We start from the raw sequence: 19,055 nt of genomic DNA on the forward strand, positions 1-19,055 counted from the left end.
CGGACCTCGGCATCGGGGAGAAACGGCACCGCCGCGCCGAACGCGGCGACCAGCGGCTCGTCGCCGAGGAACAGGCCGCGGGCCTGATCGACCTCGCCGACCACCACGCCGGGACCGAGGTGCCGGTCGCCCTCGGCCAGCGGGATCCGGCCGAGCAGGGCGGCCAGCAGCGTGGACTTGCCGGAGCCGTTGGCGCCGGTGATCGCCACCCGGTCGGCCCAGTCGATCTGCAGTGTCACCGGGCCGAGGGTGAAGTCGCCCCGGCGTACCATCGCATCGCGCAGCGTGGCCACCACCGCGCCGGCGCGGGGCGCCGCGGCGATCTCCATGCGCAGCTCCCATTCCTTGCGCGGCTCCTCGACCACCTCGAGGCGCTCGATCAGGCGCTCGGTCTGCCGGGCCTTGGCCGCCTGCTTCTCGCTGGTCTCGCCGCGGTGCGCCTTGACGTGTTTGTCGCCGTCGGTGGCCTTGCGCCGGGCGTTGCGCACGCCCTTCTCCATCCAGGCCCGCTGTGTCCGGGCCCGCTCGAGAAGGTCCTCCTTCTTCTCCGCGTACTCCTCGAACTGCTCGCGCGCGTGCGACCGGGCCCGGGCTCGTTCCTCCAGGTAGCTGGCGTAACCGCCGCCGAACAGGCTGACCTTGTCCTCCTCGTGCGCGGCGAGCGTGCCCGTCAGCCCGTCGGCCGCGTCGATCAGCTGCGCCACGGCGGGCTCCTCGGCGGCGACGTCGCGCAGGACGCGGGCGGTGGCCGTCAGCGCGGGCGCGGTCCGGCGCAGCGCGTCCTGGGCGTCCTTCCCCGTGCCCGCGAGGTTGCGGTCAGCGCTGCGCAGCAGGCCCGACAGCCGGCGGCGCGTGGGCGCGTCGAGGCTCGTCAGGACGTTGTCGACGTCGACCAGCGGGACGACCTCGTCGTCCTGCAGCGTGCCGCCGTCGGCGATCGTCCCGCCGGGCGCCCCGGGGCCCGGCGCGGAGAGCGCGACGGTGCGGTTGCGGGACCCCGCGAGGCTGCCGGCGGTGATCGTCGCGCGGGTGCCGCGCGGCAGCGGCCGCCAGCGGTGGTCGTCGATCCGCAGCTCGATCCGGGCGCGGCGGTCGCGGTCCAGCGTGACGGCGGTGACCTGGCCGACCGGGACCCCGGCGACGACGACGTGGTTGCCCGGCACGAGCTGCCCGGAGTCGATCGCCCGCAGGCTCACGCGGTAGTCGCCCGACGGCCAGAGGACGACCGCCAGGACGGCGACGACGACCAGCGCCACCAGCCCGCCGAGCAGCGGCCGGCCGACGGGCGGGACGTCGATCGACAGGCGGGACGAGCGGGCCACCTAGCCGCCCACCGGTGAGCGGGGGTCGCCGCCCCAGAAGAGCTGGCTGGAGAGCAGCCCGATCGCGTGGATGCCGACGATGTTGACCGCCATCGAGCGCGCCGTCGCGGTGCCGACGCCCACCGGTCCCCCGGTCACGGTGTAGCCGAAGAAGCAGCCGACGAGGACGACGAAGACCGCCATCATCATCCCCTTGACCAGCGACAGGACGAGGTCCAGCGGCGTCTGGAAGACCCAGAAGACCTCGAGGTACGCCGCCGGCGAGACGCGCGCGACCTGGATCACGACCGCGACGTACGAGCCCGCGAACGCGACGCCCATCGCGATCACGTAGACGAAGGGCAGGACCAGCAGGATCCCGAGCAGCCGCGTGGCGGCGAGGAACGTCACGCCGTCGAAGCCCATGACCTCCAGCGCGTCGATCTCGTCGGAGATCCGCATCGCGCCGACCTCCGCCACGATGCCCGTCCCGACCTTCGCCGCGAGCATGTAGCCGAACGCGTAGGGCGCGACCTCGCGCAGGTTGCAGAGCGCCGTGAACGCGCCGGAGACCGCCGGCGCGCCGACCGCCTGGGTCCCGTACGCCGCCTGGATCCCGCACTGGAGCCCGAGCGCGAAGACCATCAGGAAGATCACGCCGACCGACCCGGTGATGAAGACCCCGGCCTGGCGCAGCGTCTCGCCCGAGAAGCGCAGGACGCGGCCGGAGAGGATCCGCCGGAGGACCCCGCCGGAGAAGTGGACGAGCTCGCCGGCCAGCTCGACGTTGTCGCGGACCCGGCTGCCCATCAGCGCACCGCCGAGAGCTCGGGGGCGAAGGCCAGGAGCGCGGCGCCGAAGACGTAGTCGACGAGGCCGATCGCCAGGAACGACAGGACCACCGCACGGTTGACGGCGCGCCCGACGCCCGCCGGGCCGCCCGCGGCGTTGAGCCCCTGGTGGCAGCAGACGATGGCGATGATGCCGCCGAAGATCGCGGTCTTCACCGTGGCGGCGGCGATCTCCAGCGGCGCCGCGTTGACGAAGAACGCGTGCAGGAAGACGCCCGGCGTCGACCCGTTGACGACCGCCACGAGCACGCCCGCGGCGACGCCGGAGACGATCGCGTAGGCGTTGAGCACCATCGTCACCAGCACGAGCGCGAGGAAGCGCGGGACGACGAGGTGGATCACCGGGTCGACGGCGAGGACGGACAGCGCGTCGAGCTCTTCGCGGACCTTGCGCGCGCCGAGGTCGGCGCAGATCGCGGTGCCCGCCACCCCGGCGACGACGATCGCGCAGACCAGGGGCGCGAACTCACGGACGACCGCGATCGCGAACAGCCCGCCCATCCGGTCGATCGCGCCGAAGAGGTTCAGGAAGCCCGCGACCTGGATGCCCGCCGGCCCGTAGGAGATCGCGAACGCCGCCAGCAGCATCGGCAGCCAGCCGATCCGCAGGACGAACGCCAGCTGGTGCGTCAGCTCGGGCAGGAACGCCCGCGGCGTGCGCACCGTCGCGCGGATCGTCCGCAGGAACAGGACGCCCATCTCGCCCACGGTGGTGGCGAGGCGGGCGGGGCCGAGGCGGTCGGCGGCGGCGCTCACGCGCGACCCCCGGCGGGGCCCGATGGGCGCCGCGCGACGGGGCGGGCTGAGCGACCGGCGGGGGGACCGGCCGGCGGGCGGACGCCGTGCACGCGACGACCCTAACGCGCGCGACGGGCGGTGCGGACGACGGTCCGGGCCTGCCGCTCGTCGGTGGGGATGCGGGGCACGCGGGGGATCGGGTCGGGGGCCGGCCCCCTCACGGGCCCGGTCGGCCGAACCTACCAGCGCCGTGGGTCGTTGGTACGAATCCTTTGACTTCGTCCCACCCGGACGCCGGGGCGGACCGCCGGCACCGGGTCCGCCGGACCCGGCTCTCCCACCCGGACGCCGGGGTCGCCCCGCCCGGCACCGGGTCGCCGGACACGGCCGACGGGCGCGCCGGGCCGGGCCGGCATCCGGCCGCGGCGCGTCAGCCCCGCGGCACGCCCGCCAGCGCGAGCGGGACCAGGACCTCGCGGGCGTAGCGCTCGACCGCCGGCCGGCCGTCGAGGTCGATGACGATCGCGGGCGTCAGCCGCAGCGACAGGCCGACGCGGCCGATCGTCTCGGCGACGGCGTCGAGGCCGGGGTCGGGGCTCGCGACGCCCGCCTCGGCGCGCAGGTCCCGGACGTAGGGCCGCAGGAACGCGGTCGCCCCCGCCACGAACGGGTGCCCGCTCGTCGTCATGTACGGCAGGAGCGTCTCGGGCTCGAGCTGGAGCAGCCGGGTCAGCAAGGCGTTGCCTCCGAGCACCTCGACCGCGGCGGCGAACGCCCCGACGAAGCGGGCCTCGCCGCCCGTGGTCCCGGCGACCGCCGCCGCGACCGCCCGGGCCGCGTCGTCGAGCTCCCGGCGGATCACCGCGACCACGACCTCGTCCCGCCCCGCGAAGCGCCGGTAGACCGTCATCCGCGACACGCCGGAGCGCCGGACGACCTCGTCGATCGTCAGGCGCCGGATGCCGATGTCGACCGCCACCGCGCGGGCGGCGGCGAGGATCGCGGCGGTCCGCTCGTCCGTCGACGCCGGGCCGCCGGGGACCGGGTCGGCCGCCGAGCCGTCCGCGATCACCCCGTCGCCGGTCCCACCGCCCGCCGGCGTGGCCCTCACCCGTCGCCGTCGTCGTCGGACGCGGGGCCGAGGTGGTCCGGCAGCGCGAAGCCGAGCTGCTCGCAGCGCTCCTCGATCCGCCGGATCACGGTCTCCAGCACGGCGACCCGCGCCCAGCGCTTGGAGTCCGCCGGGATCAGGTCCCACGGCGCGTTGCCGGAGTCGGTCTCGGCGACCATCTCCTCGACCGCGGCGGTGTAGGCGTCGCGCTTCTCGCGGTTGCGCCAGTCCTCCTCGGTGAGCTTCCACGACTTCAGCGGGTCGTCGCGGCGGCGCTCGAAGCGCTTGAGCTGCTCGTCCTCGCTGATGTGCAGCCAGAACTTCACGAGAATCGTGCCGTCGTCGGTGAGCTGGCGCTCGAACTCGCGGATCTCCTGGTAGCCGCGGCGCCAGTCGACCTCGGGCGTCAGGCCCTCGACCCGCTCGACGAGCACCCGGCCGTACCACGTGCGGTCGTAGACGGCCATGCCCCCGCGGCCCGGCAGCGGCAGCCAGAAGCGGTGGAGCCAGTGGTGCCGCAGCTCGTCCGGAGACGGCGCCGCGAACGACGCCACGCGGAAGTGCCGGGGGTCCATCGCGCCGGTCAGTCGCTTGATCGCGCCGCCCTTGCCGGCAGCGTCCCAGCCCTCGAAGACGACGAGCACCGGCGGCCCGAACGGGTGGTCGCGCTTGGACGGGTCCTGGAGGATCTCGGGCGGCGACGGCCCCGTCAGACCGCCGAGCGTCAGGCGCAGCTGCTGGATCCGGGTCTGCCCGGCCTCGATCCTCGCGTCCTGCTCCTCGCGGGAGAGCCGCAGCGAGAGGTCGAGGTCGTCGAGTCGTCCCATCGACCCACCCTACGACGCGGGACGCGCTGACGAGGACGGTGTTCGCCGCGCCGGCCGCCGGGGCCCCGGATCTCGGTCAGCGGGCCGCACGCAGGTGCGCGGCGACGCCGAGCGACAGCTCGAAGAGATCGGCGGTGCGCGTGAACCCGAGCCCGGTGCGCTCGGCGATGTGCTGCAGCCGGGCGTCCAGGGTGTTCGGGTGGACGCGCAGCACGGCCGCCGTCTGCACCCGGTCGAGGTCGTGCTCGAGGTACCGCACGAGGGTCTCCAACAGCCCGACCCCGCGACGTGAGGAGTCCGCCAGGGGCAGCACCGCGCGCTCGCGCAGCCGCTCGGCGGCCGCGGGGTTCGCGGCGACCAGCAGGTCGAGCTCCCATTCGGTGGCGTGCACCGTGCCCGTCGCCCCGCGCGCCATCGCGACGTCCGCCAGCACCGCCGCGTCCGCGACCAGCGTGGGCAGCTGGTCGGCGGTCCCGGGGACCCCGAGGGCCACGAGCCGCGGCGGGTGCGCCAGGTCCAGTCCCTCGGTCCGCGCGGGGGCCAGGGCGACGACCCGCCGGCGGTGCATCGCGGCGACCCAGCCACGGGCGCGGAGCTCCTGGGCCGCGCGCTCGCCGGCGCGTTCGTCCGTCGGGACCACAACGACCGGGCGGAGCACCTCGTCGGGGTCCACGCGCCACGCCTCGGCGGTGCGCGCCACCCGGGCGGCCTGGGGCGATCCCGAGACCAGGACGGCGACGATGCGGGCGCTGCGCTCGGCCGAGACGGGGGCCGCCGCGCCACGGGGCTCCCGTGCGTGCAGCTCGGCGGCGGTGGTCAGCCGGACGATCTCGCTGGCGACGGGCGGCAGCCGGCCGGATTCCTCGGGCGTCGCCTCGGCCAGCAGCGCGTCCCACAGGACCCTGCCGCTGACCGCGAGCCCGCGGGCGGCCACCGCGGACGTGGTCTCCGGACCACGGATCCACAGCCGCCGTGGTGAGCGCGAGGGCGCGGGCGCCCGGACAACGCCGCCGCCGAGCATGCGCAGCGCGTCGTCGACGAACTCCCGTGCCTCGGCCTGCACCGTCCGGGGATCGGCGCGCGCGGCCACGCGGACGCCCGGGACCTCGCGGCTGAGCGCGATCACGAGCCGCGCCGCGATCGCGTCGCGATCGATCCTCGCGGCCAGGTCGACCGGCACGACGCCGCGACCCGCCGTCAGCCGCCCGGCGCGCCGGGGCGTGGGCGTCCGGCCGCCGAGCGCGTCGGCTACGAAGGCGAGGTGCAGGACGCTGCGGTGGCGGGGGGAGCGCAGCTGCAGGCCGAGCAGCGTCTCCAGCCGCGCCTGCCGGTAGCCGACCGTCGTCGCGTGGACGCCGAGCCGCTCGGCCGCCTCGGCGCGGTTGAGGTCGCAGTCCAGGAGCGTCCGGGCGGTCGTCAGGAGGTCCGTGTGGCCGGCGGACCCCGACGCGGTGCGCAGGACCGAGACGATGGCCCGCAGCCGGGCGGCGGACGACGGCGTGGCGGCCAGCAGGCTCTCCACCGCGACGTCGTGCAGCCGGACGACGCCCGTGCGGCCGAGGTCGCGGGCGACCCGCGCGGCGTGGGCGAGCTCGCTCCACGCCGGGCGCCGCGTCTGCGTCCCCGCCTCGTCCGCGACCACCGTCGTGGCGCCGGGGAGCTCCCGCAGCCCGGCGTCGCCGTCGCCCGCGAACCCCTCGATCCGGCCCGGACGGGTGACCGCGAGCACGCCGTCGTGGCGAAGCGCCTGTGCTCGCCGCCCCCACTCCCACGTCCCCCGCCGGTCGGCGACGACGACGAACGGCCGCCGCGGGTCGGGGCGCTCCAGGCCCAGGCGCGCCGTGGCCTCCCGCACCTGCTGGTCGACGACGCCCGACTCGACGCCGCGGAGCAGGTGCCGGGCGAGCGACTCCTCCGTCGGGAGCCCCTCGAGCTGCAGCTCCTCGAGCGCCCGGACGACCTCGGTCGCGATGCCCATGAAGACCAGGAGCCGGCGCCCGGACGCGAGGACGCCGGGCAGCTCGTCCGGCGATGCCGCGTTCACGAGCCGCGACCACACCACCGGGGCGCCGACGTGGAGCGCCCGCAGGACGTCCTCCGGCGTGGGGCCCCAGAAGACGACCTCGCGGCACGCCGCCGCGAAGCGCCGGCGCTCGTCCGTCGCCTCGGTGTCGGCGAGGACGGCGAGCAGCAGTCGGCACCCGGCGAGGACGGCGTCCGGGACCGGGCCGCTCAGCGTCTCGTCGTCGAGACGCCCCGCGGACACCGGGAGCGCCCGGAGGACCGCGGAGGTCGCGGCGTCGGCCAGGAGCTCCGGGCCGAGCCGTCCGGCGACCACCGAGATCGCGTGCGTATACGGGGCGTTCACGGGCAGCAGGAGACGGATCATCTGGGGCTCGAGGGTGAGCCGACAAGGCGTCGCGGGGTGATTCGCGGGGCTCGACACCACGGGTCCCGTCGCCACAGCCGTCTACACGCCTCGCCCGGCAGGGGGACGGATCGGATCGCCGACCGGGCGGTTCGGAGATCCGGCCGACGTCGCGACCGTCGTGCGGTCCGATCCCGCCCCGGATGAGCGACGCACCCGCCGACGACGACCCACGCGCCGGAGGCCCGCAAGATCCGTTGCGGGCGCGTCGTCCCGCGGTCGCTGCCGCGCCGCCCCGGACGTCGCCGCGCGGCAGGGACTGAGCGTGTTGCCACGACCACCGAGCGGTTCGGGATTGCGACCGTCGAGGGTCCCGAGCTGTGGTGCCATACGTCCATCGGAATCGTGGTCCGCGGGGCGGCTCCCCTTCGCCGCACCCGCTGGATCACGCCAGCCGCTCGCCCCGCGAGCCGCCCAAGGAGCACGCACGCATGAGCATCACCCTGGTCCGTCGACGCCCGTCGACGCGACGATCACACCGGACGCCCGTCGTCCTCCTCGCGGCCGTCGCCGCCGCGCTCGGCGGGACCGCGACGGCGTCGGCCGGGGTCGGTGTCGCCGTCGTGCCGGGGATCCCGGTGTCGGTCACCGTCGGCGACACGGCGCTGCCGGTCGCGCTCCAGCTCACCAACGTCTCCGCCAACCTCGTCGGCGAGGTCGAGTACGACACCGACAGCTACCGCGTCGACGACGTGACCCTCGTCCCGAGCTGCGGGTCGCCGGCCTTCGGTGCGGACTGCGCGGTCGGATCGCGCGACCCGGGCGTCCTCGTCCCGCGGTCCACCGGCCTCGGCCGCGCCGGCACGGCCTGCGGTGGCGTCGCCTTCACGATCAGTTCGATCGACCCCGTCCAGGGCAAGTACCGCTTCAGCCCGGCGACGCCGATCCTCCTGGGCCCGTCCGTCAGCGCGCTCTCCAGCCGCCAGTGCGTGGTCGACTACACGGTCGACGTGCGGCGCTCCCCCGCGATCGACTCCAGCGCCGTCACCGGCCTGCAGACGGACCAGACCGCCTTCGTCCAGGTCACGAGCCTCTCCGCCGGCGCCCACCTCGGCCAGACCGGGGGCGGCATCGGCACGGCGCGCACCACGGTCCTGCGCGCCCGACCGTCGATCGCCACCGTCGCGTCTCCCGGCGTCGACGTCGGCGGGCGGCTGACCGACCAGGCGACGGTCTCGGGCCTGCAGTCTCCGGTCGCCGGGTCCACCGTGACCTTCGCGCTGTACCCGCCGTCCGCCGGCCCGCAGTGCAGCGGCGCGCCGGTCGCGACGTCGACCGTGCCGGCCGTGATCTCCGGGAGCACCGCGACGGCCACCTCCGCGGCGTACGAGCCGACGGTCGCCGGCACCTACCGCTGGATCGCGACGTTCGACGGCGACGCCAACAACGCCCCGATCTCCGGGGTCTGCGACGAGGCGACGGAGACTCGCCAGGTGACCGCGCCGGCGGATGACGGCGTCCCCGCGCCGCCGAAGGTCACGCCCCCGACGCCGGACACGCCGGCGCCCCGCGTCGAGACCGCCCGCAAGGTCTGCGTGCCCGCCCCGGCGCCCGTGCCGTCCGGCGGCACCCGCTGCCCCGGCGGCGTCCCGACCATCCAGCGGATCACCGGCTGCGTGAGCAAGGCGTTCGACGTGCGGGTGACGGGGACCACGATCTCGAAGGTCGTCTTCCGGATCGACGGCAAGGCGATCAAGACCCTCAAGAAGCCGACGAGCGGCACGGCCTGGCTCCTGCGGATCACCGCCGCGCAGGCCGGGAAGAAGGGTCGCCACCGCGTGACGGCGACGGTCACCTACGCCGGAGCGAGCAGCCGCTCGAAGACCCTGACGGTCGCGTACTCGCCGTGCCGCAAGGTCCCGGCCCCGCAGGTCGCCGAGACCCCGCGGTTCACGGGCTGAGCCCGGATGCCCGCGCCCCGCTCTCATCCCCCGACGCGCTCCGCGGCCGCCGCGACGCCGCCCCGCGCTCCCGGGCCGGGGCGCCCGGCGGCCCCGGCCGTCGAGCGACGGCGGCGCGCGGGGGCGGCGGCCGTCGTGCTCGTGGCGCTCGCCGCGGGGACCGTCGCCCCGGGTGCCGCCGCGGCGACCCCGACCTCCCCGGCCGCCGTCTCCCCCGAGAGCACGACGACGGGGACGTCGTCGTCATCGTCCGCGTCCGCGAACCCGGCGACGTCCGCCGACTCCCCTGCGGTCACGTCTATCCCGCCGCCCGGCGCGCGCGACCCGCTCGCCGGCCTGCAGGAGCCCGGCGACGCGGTCGTCCTCTCCGACGAGACGACCGTCACCCGGTGGGCGCACCCGATCGCCGTGCACCCGGTCCGCAACGCCCCGAAGGACGCGGCCCGCGTCGTCGCCCGGCTGCGGATGCACACCGAGGACGCGCGGCCCGAGGTCTACCTCGTCCTCTCCGCGACGCTCGACGCTGCCGGCAACCCGTGGCTCCGGGTCCGCGTGCCCACGCGTCCGAACGGCCTGACGGGCTGGGTGCCGGCCGACCGCCTGGACCGCCTGCAGGTCGTCCGCACGCAGCTGACGATCGACCGCACGGCCCGCACCGCCACCCTGCGGCGCGACGGTCGCCCGGTCTGGGCGTCGCCCGTCGGCGTCGGCCGCCCCGCGACGCCGACGCCGCGCGGGAGCTTCTACGTCCGCGAGCGGCTTCCGGGCGGCGGCGGCGCGTACGGGCCGTGGGCCTTCGGCACGTCGAGCTACTCCGCGCTGTCGGATTGGCCCGGCGGCGGCGTGGTCGGGATCCACGGCACCGACCAGCCGGGGCTGATCCCGGGCGCGCCGTCCCACGGCTGCGTGCGCGTCCCGAACGCGGCGATCCTCCGCCTCGCGAAGCTCATGCCGATCGGGACGCCGGTCGTCGTCCGCTGACGATCAGGCGGTCGTCGCGACCCGCTCGGCGACCTCGCGGACGATCTCGAGCAGGGGGTTGTCGTGGTCCTCGACCCACGCCAGGACCGTCTCCAGCGCCTCGATGTCGTCGGCGAGCGGGACGGCGCGCACGCCGTAGGGGTTCGCACGCGTCAGGAGCTCCTCCGGCACGAGCGTGACGCCCGCGCCGGAGCCGACCCACGCGAGCGCGTCCTGCAACCGGTGCGGCCGGAACGCGATGCCGGGACGGACGGCGTGGGTGTCGAACAGCGCCATCGTGAGGTCGAACTCCCCCGGGCTGCGTCCGCGGTCGATGGCGGCGAACGGCTCGGCGGCGAGCCGCAGCAGCGGGACCTCGGTCTCCCCGGCGAGTTCGTGCCCCGCCGGGACGATCGCGACGAGGCGCTCGCTCGCGATCGGCGCGAACGCGATCCCCGGGACGTCGTGCGGCACCCGCGGGACGATCGCCGCGTCACACTGGCCGCTCGTCAGCCCCTCCACCGCCTGCGTCCACCACGGGTACCCGATCAGCGAGAGCGCGGCGTCCGGCGCGTCGGAGCGGACGCCGGCGGCGACCTCGGGCATCACCGTCGTGGCGGCGTAGTCGCAGTAGCCGAGGACGAACTCGCCGGTCTCCACCCGCGCGGACCGGCCCGCCGCCCGCTCGATCTGCCGGGCGTCGCGGAGCAGCGTGCTTACCGGCTCGAGCAGGTCCCGGCCGGCGGCGGTCAGCTGGACGCCGGACTTCTCGCGCACGAACAGCGGGACCCCGAGGTGGTGCTCCAGGGCCATGATCTGCTGGCTGAAGGCGGGCCGCGAGACGAAGCAGCGCGCCGCGGCGCGGCCGAAGTGGAGGTCGGCGGCGAGCGCGAGGAAGAACTCCAGGCGCCGGAGATCGAGCGGATCGTTCCTCACGGCGTGCGCGGCGCGTGCCGCGGTCCCGCCGACGGCGCGGCGTGCGTCTTCGGGCGGGGTCGGAGGGAACGGGACGGGAGACCGGAGAGGCGGGGCAAGTCGGACCGAGGATCGGGTCCCGGGTGCCGAGGGCCGGCGCGGGGGACGCGGGCTGTCGGCTCACCGGGGTCGCGGATCAACCGCGGGAGCGCGCCGGCGCTCCGTGTGACACCCGCAGTCTGTCATCGCCTCCGGGGGCACCAACCCGTCCGGCGTCATGGATTCCCGCCCCGTTGGGCGTGCCGCTGGAGAACGGTGTTGCGAGAACCCGCAGGAATGACGTCGACGACGTCCGCCATTCGGACGAGGACCGCGCCCGCCACCCCGTCCGACGGGAGCACGCGAGCGCGGGTCGACGGTGCCGGCGCCCGAGGATCCGGCGGTCGGCACGCGGGACCTCCCGGCCGGTCGTCGCGCAGCGCGGCGTCCGGCCGGATGCGGCGGGCCGTCCGGCCCGCCGCATCCGGCCGGTCAGAAGATCGGCAGGACGTCCTTGCCGGCGGTGTCGTTGATGACCATCGCCATCGAGACGTAGAGGACGGCGGCGGCGGTGATCAGGCCGAGGACGCCGCCGAGGTGGACGAGCCCCGAGCCGCCGGGCGCGGCCATGTTGCCGAGCGCGAGGCAGAGCAGCGTCAGACCGAGCAGCACCTGCGCGGCGAAGACCATCTTCGCGACGAACCAGGCGGCGGCGCCGAGGCCGAACGAGACGACCGCCCACAGCAGCAGGTAGGTGCCGAACGCGTCGCCGAAGCTCGCCGGACCGGCCGCCGCCGTGACCGACGAGCCGGTCGTCAGGAGCATCAGCCCCAGCGACAGCCAGAGCGCGCCGTACATCACGCCGAGGGTCCCGGCGAAGAGGTTGCCGCCGCGGAAGTTCCAGAGTCCGCCGGTGAAGATGCCGAGGCCGCCGACCGCGAACGCCGCGGGGATGACGACCCCTCCGGCCTTGGGGTCGTAGAGCTCGACGTTGCCGGCCGACAGGAGCCCGAGCGCGACGCCCAGGCAGCCGAGGATCAGGGCGGTCCCGGCGGCGGTCGCGGCGAAGAACACGCCGGCCCCGCCGTCGGGGCTGTTGATGACCTTCTCCGAGAGCCGCGCGGTGGCGACCCCGGGTGGCACGGGAGCGCTGCGGGGAGCGACGGTGGTGGGTGCTGCGGGGGCTGCGGTAGCCATGGGGAACGGGTCCTTCGTGTGGGTGGTGGGGATGAACCACCGACTCGCCCTCCAACGAATCGATGTGGACCGGGCGGGACGCCCGGAAGATCGGGGGCCGGGAGCGGCGGCGACGGCGCCGCTCCCGGACGGTCGACGAGGATGCGCGGCCCGTCGCGGGCGGCGCGCGTCCTCGTCGCCGGCTCTACGTCGTGGTGGCGGCGGTCGTCACGGCGGTCACGCGCGGGGCCAGGTAGCCGGCGTCGCGGGCCACGCCGGCGAACCGGCCGGAGCCCCACGTGTGCTGCCAGGGCAGGCCGAGGACGAACAGCCCGGGGACGCTGGTGACGCCGCGGTGGTGGGTCGGGTAGCCCGAGCCGTCGAACGCCGGCACCTTGACCCAGGACCAGTCGGAGCGGAAGCCCGTCGCCCAGATCACCGTCGTGATGCCGGCCGCGGCGAGGTCGATCTCGGCGCCGCCGTCCTGCTCGGGCTCCCAGACGGGGACGTACCGGTCCTCCTCCGGCGCGTCGACGTCGTTGTTCGCGATCCACGCGTCGACGGCGTCCTTGATGCGCTCGGAGACCGCGTCCGCCATGTCGAGGTTGCGCTTCAGGTCGCCCGCGAACGTCGCGGTGCCGTCGCCCTCGATCGCGGCCAGGCGGCCGTGGAGCGTCATGCCCTCGGCCGCGAACCGCCGCAGGTCGATGTCCCGCCCGCCGTCGCGGCCGGTCACGTAGTGGTTGGCCTCGTGCCGGGCGCCGAGGCCCTCCTTGTGGTCCTCGATCGGCATGTCGTAGTGGCCGGAGTCGTGAAGCCAGGCCACCACGTCGCGGCCGCGGTAGAAGCGGGCGACGCGCGGAGCGGTGCCGACGGCCAGGTGGACCTCGCGGCCGGCGAGGTGCAGGTCCTCCGCGATCTGCGCGCCGGACTGCCCGGAGCCGACGACCAGCACCGCCCCGTCGGGCAGCGGGGCCGCGCTCTTGTAGCGCGACGAGTGGATCTGCGTGACCGTCGACGGCAGGCGCTCGGCCATCCGCGGGACGGTCGGCACGTGATACCCGCCGACCGCGAGGACGACGGCGTCGCAGGTCAGGTCGCCGGCGGTCGTCCGCACGAGGTAGCCGTCGGGCGCCGACGCCAGCACGCCGTCGTGGACGTCGGCCGCGGTCGGGGCGGTCGACGCGTCGCGGGCCGCGCCGCGCGGGGCGTTGGCGCGGCGGTCGCTGCCGACGCCGCGCGCCTCGACCGACGTGACGGTCACGCCCTCGCGGACCGGCGCGTCGAACGAGGCCGCGTAGGACTCGACGTAGTCGACGATCTGGTCCTGGACCATGAAGCCCGTCGGGTCGTCGCCCGGGTACGGGTGGCCGGGCAGCGTGCACTGCCAGTTCGGCGTGACCAGGCAGAAGGACTCCCAGCGGTCCTCCTTCCAGGAGTGCGCGACGGTGTGGCGCTCCAGCACGACGTGGCCGACGTCCTCCTGCGTCAGGCACCAGCTCATCGACAGGCCGGCCTGGCCGCCGCCGACGATCACGACCGGGACGTGGCCCTCCAGCCGGCCCACCTGCGGCTGCGGCCGGAACCGGCGCTGCGACTCCGAGCGCCCGCCTGCGCCGCGGCGCAGGTAGTGGACGTGGACCATGCCGCCGGCTTTGCCGTGGACGGCCGCGGCGCCCTCGACGTCCTGCTTCTGCGCGAGCGCCGACGTGCAGGCCATCCCGTACTGCTGGCGGACGCGCTCGGACGCGGCGTCCATGCCGGCGTTCACGCGGCGGACGAACTCGTCGACCGGGTAGCTGGCGGCGGGCGAGAGGTGGGCCTCGATGGCCCGCGACGGCGACGTGCACTGCTGCACGTGGCCGTCGGGCCAGCTGACCTGGAAGTGGACTTCGGGCATCGGAGGGTCCTCGGGGCGGAGCGGTGGGAAGAGGTGGACGCGACGGGCGGGTGGATGCGACGGACCGGGACCGAGCTTCGGCACGTCCGCCCGCGCGTGGCAGGCGGACGTGCCGAAGTCCGGCGGCGGCCGGTCGCGGCCTCAGGCGGCGGTCGGCGCCTCGTACGGGATCGGGGTGGCGGCGGCGTAGACGTCGGGCCGCAGGTCGCGCACCGGCGACAGCGCGCGGCGGGCCTTGGCGAGCGTCTCGCCGAGGTCGAACGTGGCGATCGCCAGGCCGCCCGTCGAGTCGGTCTCGGCGACGACGTCCCCGTTGGGGTTCGTGATCCGCGAGCCGCCGAGGAACCGCAGCGTGCCGAAGTCCCCGGACTGGTTCGCGGACGCGACGACCATCGAGTTCTCGGCCGCGCGGGAGCGGTCCCAGAGCTCGGCGCGGCGCCACTGACGGTCCTCCTCGCGGACCTCCGGCGAGTTCGTCCGGCTCGTCGGCCAGGCGGAGAGGAAGCAGAGGACCTGCGCGCCGTCGAGGGCGAGCGTGCGGGCCGCCTCGGGGAAGGCCTTGTCGTAGCAGATGAGCAGGCCCACCCGGCCGATCGGCGTGTCGATCGCGGAGAGGTGGTCGCCCGGCGTGGTGAAGCGGCCCTCGTCCAGCGGCATGTGGATCTTGCGGTGGATCCCGAGGACCTCTCCGCCGGAGACGAGCGCCGCGACGTTGTGGCGGACCTGGTGCCCCGGACGGTCGGGGTCGGGGTCGCCGGCCTCGCAGAAGCCGACCGCGATCACCATGTCGCCGGCCAGGTCGGCGACGCGCTGGAGCTCGGGGCCGTCGGGGGACAGCGCGGGCGGCGGGTCGTCGACGTCGCCGTTGAGCGACTCGACGTAGCCGCCGAGCGCGGCCTCGGGCAGGACGAGCAGGCCGACGCCCTCGGCGCGGGCCTCCGCGACGAGGCGCTCGATGGTGGCGAAGCAGGCGTCCATGTCGCGCCCGAACGGGGCCGCGGCGGCGGCGATCTTCAGGTCGGTCATCGGGGGTCCTCGGCGGAGGTGGTGGGGGTGTCGGGGGTCGTGGGGGCCGACGGCGTGGTCGGCCAGGAGCAGGACCGGGACCGCGGGGAGGCGGGCCCGGAGGGGGACGCCCCGCGGGCGGTGGAGCCCGACGGCGCTCCGGGGGGCGGGGAGGCGGAACCGGACGGCGCCCCGGACGGCGAGGAGGAGCCGCAGGTGGCGGCGCCCAGTCCGGTGACGGCGCCGTCGACGGCGGTCGTGACCTCGCCGTCGGGCCAGCGCAGCCGCACGCCGGGCGCGTCGACGAGGCGGCCGCAGGGCGCCCCGACGGCGGGCCCCGCCGGGAGAGCTGGAGGGGACCCGCCCGCCCGGGGCCCGTCGTCGGTCGTGATGAGGGCGAACCCGGGGAAGCAGGTGAGCCAGTCGCCGGCGCTCACGCCGGCCGGCTTCGGGATGGCGGCGACGTCGAGCTCGGCGCCGCAGCCGGAGGCCTCGGCGAGCATGCCGGTGGTGCCGACGACGCCGGCCATCGAGACGTCCTTCGCGGCGGCGACGCGACCTTCGGCGCGGGCGACCCGGACCGCGTCGAGCATCGTCCGCAGGTCGTCGCGGCGGCGCCAGGACGTGGAGTCCCACTGGCGGCCGTGGTACCCGGGGCGCCAGCCGCCCTCGAGGTCCGCGGTGACCGTGAGCGTCTGGCCGACGTGGCCGGCGCCGGGGACCGGATCCGTGGCGTGACCGAGACCCGTGACGCTCAGCGCGGCGGGGACGCCGAGCTGCGTGTGGCCGCCGAGGACCGGCAGGTCGAACGCCTCGGCCCCGCGGCGCACGCCGGTCAGGATCCGGTCGGCGTGGCCGGCGTCGGCGGCACCGAGCGCGTCCAGCGCCCCGAGCGGCCGGGCGCCCATGGCGGAGAGGTCGTGGGCGGTGACGAGCATCGCGCACCAGCCGGCCCACTCCGGGTCGCGCTGCACCATCGACGGCGTGATCGCGTCGGTGCACGCGACGACGCCGGGGGCGTCGGGGACGGGGACGGCGTCGTCGCCCTTCCACGGGTCGTCGGGGACGAGCCCGTCGTAGAGCCCGCCGAGCGGCGCCTTCGTCGCGTGCACGAGGCGCGCGATCCGGTCGACCGGCCAGTGCATCAGCGCGTGCTCGCGGCCGGCGACCTCGATGCGGCGCAGCTCGATCCAGCCCAGCCGGCGGAAGAACGCCAGGTGGTTCAGCTGCACGTGCGCGTCGAAGCGCAGCGCGCCGACGTCGAGCGCCTGGACGCAGGCGGCCCGGACGAGCGCCGCGCCGATCGCGCCGCGCGCGGTGCCGGGGACGTCCTCGCAGACCAGGCGCGAGCCGCGCCACCAGCCCAGTCCGCCGTCGCCGTCCTCGGGGTGGATCCGCACGCCGCCGAGGACCTCGTTGGTCGGCGTGACCGCCACGAGGACCCGCGAGCGCGGGTGGGCGTCGTAGGCGTCGACGTCCTCACCGGTGAAGAGGCCCTGCTGCTCGACGAACGCGCGGCGGCGCAGGCGGCGGTAGGCGTCGAGGCGGTGCGGGTCGTCCTGCGCGTCGACGATCAGGACGTCGTGGGCCAGGCGCGTGGCGGCGATGCCACCGCGGCCGGTCGCCCGCATGGCCGGCGGCGCGGGCGCGCCGAGCATCGCCATGACGTCGAACGGGGCGGGTGCCGCGCCCGGCAGCGGCGTGCCGGCGAGGTCGGTGACGGGGCGGGCGGCCCGGCGGACCGGCGCGGCGGCCGTCGCCGGTCGGTCGGCGGTCCGGCCCGGTGCGGCCGAGGTCGCGGTCGCGTCGGCGGCGGCCCGGCCCGAGGTCGACGTCGGTGCCGACGACACGCCGGGGGTCTCGTTCGAGGAGCGCATCGCGACTCAGCCCCCGTCCGCGCCGAGGGTGGAGCAGGCCCCGCAGGCGGCGCAGCCGGCGACCTGGTCGACCCCGTGCATCCCGGCGTGCCGGAGCTTGCGGGCCACGCGGCCGGTGACGGCGCGCAGCTCGGCGGGCGACGGGGCGGGCACGCCGTCGGCGAAGGCGAGCGAGCCGTCCATCGGGCGGTACGGCACGACGAAGGGGTAGACGCCCATGTCGACCAGGCGCTCGGCGGCCGCGACCAGGTGGTCGGGCTCCTCGCCGAGGCCGACCAGCAGGTACGTCGACACGCGGTTGTGGCCGAAGACGTCGACGGCGCGGCGCCAGGCGTCCTCGTAGCGCTCGATCGGGACCTCCGCCTTGCCGGGGGTCCAGCGCGCGCGGACGTCCTCGTCCATCGACTCGACGTGGATGCCGACGGCGGCGGCGCCGGCCGCGTGCAGGCGGTCGATCCACTCGAGGTCCAGCGGCGGCTCGATCTGGACCTGGATCGCCAGGCCGGGGACGGCGGCGAGGACCGCCTCCACGCACCTGACGAGGTGCTTGGCGCCGCGGTCGCGGCCGTTGCTCGTGCCGGTCGTCATGACCATCTGCTGGACGCCGTCGAGGCGGACCGCAGCGGCGGCGACCTCGGCGAGCTGCTCCGGCTGCTTCACCTGGACGGTGTTGCCGGCGCGCAGCGACTCCTCGATCGTGCAGAAGCGGCAGCGCGTCGCCTCGTCGCGGTAGCGGATGCAGGTCTGGACGACGGTCGTGGCCAGGACGTTCGTGCCGTGCAGGCGGGCGAGGTCCTCGTAGCGCGTGCCGTCGGCGGTCGACAGGGCGTAGAACGCCGGGCGCTCGATGGCCTCGACGGTGACGTCCTCGACGACGACGCCGTCCTTCGTCAGCGCGCCGTTCTGGTCGAGCGCGAAGGGCGAGTCCGGCGACATCGGCAGCGTGGTCTGCGAGCCGCACGCGGGGCGGGGGGCGGAATCGGATTTCAGGCCGAGCTTCCAGTGGCCGTCGTTGCTCGGCCCGGCGCCACCGCGGCGCGAGAGGCCGGGCGTGGCGCGCAGGCCGTGGACGGCGAGCTCGGCGCGCAGGGCCAGGTCGATCGGGGTGACCGTCGCGGTCCCGGCATCCGCCGCCGGTCCGGACGTCCCGGACGTCCCGGCGCCGAGGATGCCGAGCGCGGCCTCCGTCGGCGCCGCCCGGCCTGCGGCGGTGTCGCCGACGCTCGGGTCCTCGAGGCCCCGGTCCAGCAGCGCCGCGACCTCGTCCCGCGGGTCCCGCGCCGCGGAAGGGGTGCCGCCGGTGCCGCGTACCCGGCGGGTCTCCAGGAGGCCGGGGCGGGTGGGGATCGTGTCCGGGTACGCGGACATGGCCTAGAACATCCAGGTCGTGTTGATGATCGCGCCCTTGCGGGCGAACTCGATCAGGCAGTCCTGGACGTCCAGCGGGTGACACGGGATGACGCCCTCCATGAGGTCCTCCTCGCGGGCGCCGTGCAGCGCCAGGCCCAGCCGGCAGGCGTAGACCTTGCCGCCCTCGTCCATGAAGCGCTGGAGCTGCCCGTTCTCGTTGCGCATGCCCGGGAAGATCTCGGCGCCGATGGTCGGGAAGCCGCGGGTGTGCAGCGCGTTCAGCGAGCCGATGCCGAAGAAGTAGAGGGCGGTCTCGAAGCCCTTGCGCTGCGCCCGGATGGCCTGCAGCACCGCGACCAGCGAGACCGAGGACTCGTGGGCGATGCCGTGGACGAGGCCGAGGTAGCTCTCGCCCTTCTCGGCCTGGTAGTCGGGGAAGACCTTGGTGGCACCGTAGATGGAGCCGCCGAGCTCCTGGGTGGGGTGCGGGATCTCGGAGATGCTCGCGATCTCGGTGTCGGTGAGGCTGGGGGCGATGGCCATGAGGGTGCTCCTGTGTCGGACGGATGCCCTCCCGGCCCCGGCGCCCCCACCGATCAAGGAGGAGGGCGCGTCGGGGTCGGTCAGGCGGACTGGTCACAGCCTCACGCCGCGGGGAGCGCTCTTCGATGGCCGT

15 protein-coding genes and 1 pseudogene are annotated in these 19,055 nt (G+C 75.8%); 2 read left to right on the plus strand and 14 right to left on the minus strand.

Translation table 11 applies throughout. From position 1 onward, the window contains the following. From AB0L40_RS14150 to AB0L40_RS14175, 6 genes are all read right to left on the minus strand, one after another. On the minus strand, positions 1–1,322 hold a 1,322-nt coding region (locus AB0L40_RS14150), incomplete at its 3' end, for an MlaD family protein (protein WP_364355323.1). Further along, on the minus strand, positions 1,323–2,111 hold the full coding sequence (locus AB0L40_RS14155; RefSeq protein WP_364355326.1) for an ABC transporter permease: 789 nt from the start codon (positions 2,109–2,111) through the stop codon (positions 1,323–1,325). It abuts the gene before it with no gap. Continuing rightward, on the minus strand, positions 2,111–2,908 hold the full coding sequence (locus tag AB0L40_RS14160; protein WP_364355329.1) for an ABC transporter permease: 798 nt from the start codon (positions 2,906–2,908) through the stop codon (positions 2,111–2,113). Before AB0L40_RS14160 ends, AB0L40_RS14155 begins: the two co-directional genes overlap by 1 nt. Positions 2,909–3,320: 412 nt before the next feature. Beyond that, positions 3,321–4,001 (minus strand): TetR/AcrR family transcriptional regulator, encoded by a 681-nt coding sequence (locus AB0L40_RS14165; protein WP_364355332.1) that lies wholly within the window; start codon positions 3,999–4,001, stop codon positions 3,321–3,323. Beyond that, positions 3,998–4,828, minus strand: coding sequence for a UDP-galactose-lipid carrier transferase (locus tag AB0L40_RS14170; protein ID WP_364355335.1), 831 nt, complete (start codon positions 4,826–4,828; stop codon positions 3,998–4,000). Before AB0L40_RS14170 ends, AB0L40_RS14165 begins: the two co-directional genes overlap by 4 nt. 76 nt (positions 4,829–4,904) lie before the next feature. Continuing rightward, positions 4,905–7,217, minus strand: coding sequence for a helix-turn-helix domain-containing protein (locus AB0L40_RS14175; protein WP_364355338.1), 2,313 nt, complete (start codon positions 7,215–7,217; stop codon positions 4,905–4,907). 470 nt (positions 7,218–7,687) lie between these two features. Here AB0L40_RS14175 and AB0L40_RS14180 point away from each other — a divergent pair, with 470 nt between their 5' ends. Next, the gene (locus AB0L40_RS14180) at positions 7,688–9,157 is read left to right on the plus strand and encodes a hypothetical protein (RefSeq protein WP_364355341.1); all 1,470 of its coding nucleotides are present in this window, start codon (positions 7,688–7,690) and stop codon (positions 9,155–9,157) included. Between the two features lie 135 nt (positions 9,158–9,292). After that, positions 9,293–10,138, plus strand: a complete 846-nt coding sequence (locus AB0L40_RS14185) for a L,D-transpeptidase (RefSeq protein WP_364355344.1) — start codon at positions 9,293–9,295, stop codon at positions 10,136–10,138. 3 nt (positions 10,139–10,141) lie between these two features. Here the strand turns inward: AB0L40_RS14185 and AB0L40_RS14190 are convergent, their stop codons facing one another. The 8 genes and pseudogenes from AB0L40_RS14190 to AB0L40_RS14225 all read right to left on the minus strand — a co-directional run bounded on the left by AB0L40_RS14190 (position 10,142) and on the right by AB0L40_RS14225 (position 18,922). Next, entirely contained in the window at positions 10,142–11,053 is a 912-nt protein-coding gene (locus tag AB0L40_RS14190) for a LysR family transcriptional regulator (protein ID WP_364355347.1), read from the minus strand. 510 nt (positions 11,054–11,563) lie between these two features. After that, positions 11,564–12,268 carry an acetate uptake transporter gene (locus tag AB0L40_RS14195; RefSeq protein WP_364355350.1) on the minus strand — a complete coding sequence of 235 codons (705 nt, stop codon included), beginning with the start codon at positions 12,266–12,268 and terminating at the stop codon, positions 11,564–11,566. A 184-nt stretch (positions 12,269–12,452) separates the two neighbouring features. Further along, complete coding sequence (locus tag AB0L40_RS14200; RefSeq protein ID WP_364355381.1) at positions 12,453–13,805, minus strand: MSMEG_0569 family flavin-dependent oxidoreductase; 1,353 nt, start codon at positions 13,803–13,805, stop codon at positions 12,453–12,455. A 90-nt stretch (positions 13,806–13,895) separates the two neighbouring features. Next, a pseudogene (locus tag AB0L40_RS14205) lies at positions 13,896–14,147 on the minus strand (MSMEG_0570 family nitrogen starvation response protein); the annotation flags it as partial. A 141-nt stretch (positions 14,148–14,288) separates the two neighbouring features. Then, positions 14,289–15,173 (minus strand): carbon-nitrogen hydrolase family protein, encoded by an 885-nt coding sequence (locus AB0L40_RS14210; RefSeq protein ID WP_364355352.1) that lies wholly within the window; start codon positions 15,171–15,173, stop codon positions 14,289–14,291. Continuing rightward, positions 15,170–17,029 carry an MSMEG_0567/sll0787 family protein gene (locus AB0L40_RS14215; protein ID WP_364355354.1) on the minus strand — a complete coding sequence of 620 codons (1,860 nt, stop codon included), beginning with the start codon at positions 17,027–17,029 and terminating at the stop codon, positions 15,170–15,172. The genes AB0L40_RS14210 and AB0L40_RS14215 overlap by 4 nt, the downstream gene beginning before the upstream one ends. A 6-nt stretch (positions 17,030–17,035) precedes the next feature. Continuing rightward, complete coding sequence (locus AB0L40_RS14220; RefSeq protein ID WP_364355384.1) at positions 17,036–18,130, minus strand: MSMEG_0568 family radical SAM protein; 1,095 nt, start codon at positions 18,128–18,130, stop codon at positions 17,036–17,038. 270 nt (positions 18,131–18,400) lie between these two features. Beyond that, positions 18,401–18,922 (minus strand): MSMEG_0572/Sll0783 family nitrogen starvation response protein, encoded by a 522-nt coding sequence (locus AB0L40_RS14225; protein WP_364355357.1) that lies wholly within the window; start codon positions 18,920–18,922, stop codon positions 18,401–18,403. Between the last annotated feature and the right edge of the window lie 133 nt (positions 18,923–19,055).

The sequence above is a fragment of the Patulibacter sp. NPDC049589 genome, assembly GCF_040675535.1.
In the GTDB taxonomy this organism is placed as follows: domain Bacteria; phylum Actinomycetota; class Thermoleophilia; order Solirubrobacterales; family Solirubrobacteraceae; genus Patulibacter.

What these genes read in the sequence shown, in the direction of transcription:
- AB0L40_RS14170 (WP_364355335.1), bottom strand. Translation starts at nt 4,828, where the DNA reads ATGGGACGACTCGACGACCTCGACCTCTCGCTGCGGCTCTCCCGCGAG.
- AB0L40_RS14195 (WP_364355350.1), bottom strand. Translation starts at nt 12,268, where the DNA reads ATGGCTACCGCAGCCCCCGCAGCACCCACCACCGTCGCTCCCCGCAGC.
- AB0L40_RS14155 (WP_364355326.1), bottom strand. Translation starts at nt 2,111, where the DNA reads ATGGGCAGCCGGGTCCGCGACAACGTCGAGCTGGCCGGCGAGCTCGTC.
- AB0L40_RS14215 (WP_364355354.1), bottom strand. Translation starts at nt 17,029, where the DNA reads ATGCGCTCCTCGAACGAGACCCCCGGCGTGTCGTCGGCACCGACGTCG.
- AB0L40_RS14175 (WP_364355338.1), bottom strand. Translation starts at nt 7,217, where the DNA reads ATGATCCGTCTCCTGCTGCCCGTGAACGCCCCGTATACGCACGCGATC.
- AB0L40_RS14225 (WP_364355357.1), bottom strand. Translation starts at nt 18,922, where the DNA reads ATGGCCATCGCCCCCAGCCTCACCGACACCGAGATCGCGAGCATCTCC.
- AB0L40_RS14180 (WP_364355341.1), top strand. Translation starts at nt 7,688, where the DNA reads ATGAGCATCACCCTGGTCCGTCGACGCCCGTCGACGCGACGATCACAC.
- AB0L40_RS14210 (WP_364355352.1), bottom strand. Translation starts at nt 15,173, where the DNA reads ATGACCGACCTGAAGATCGCCGCCGCCGCGGCCCCGTTCGGGCGCGAC.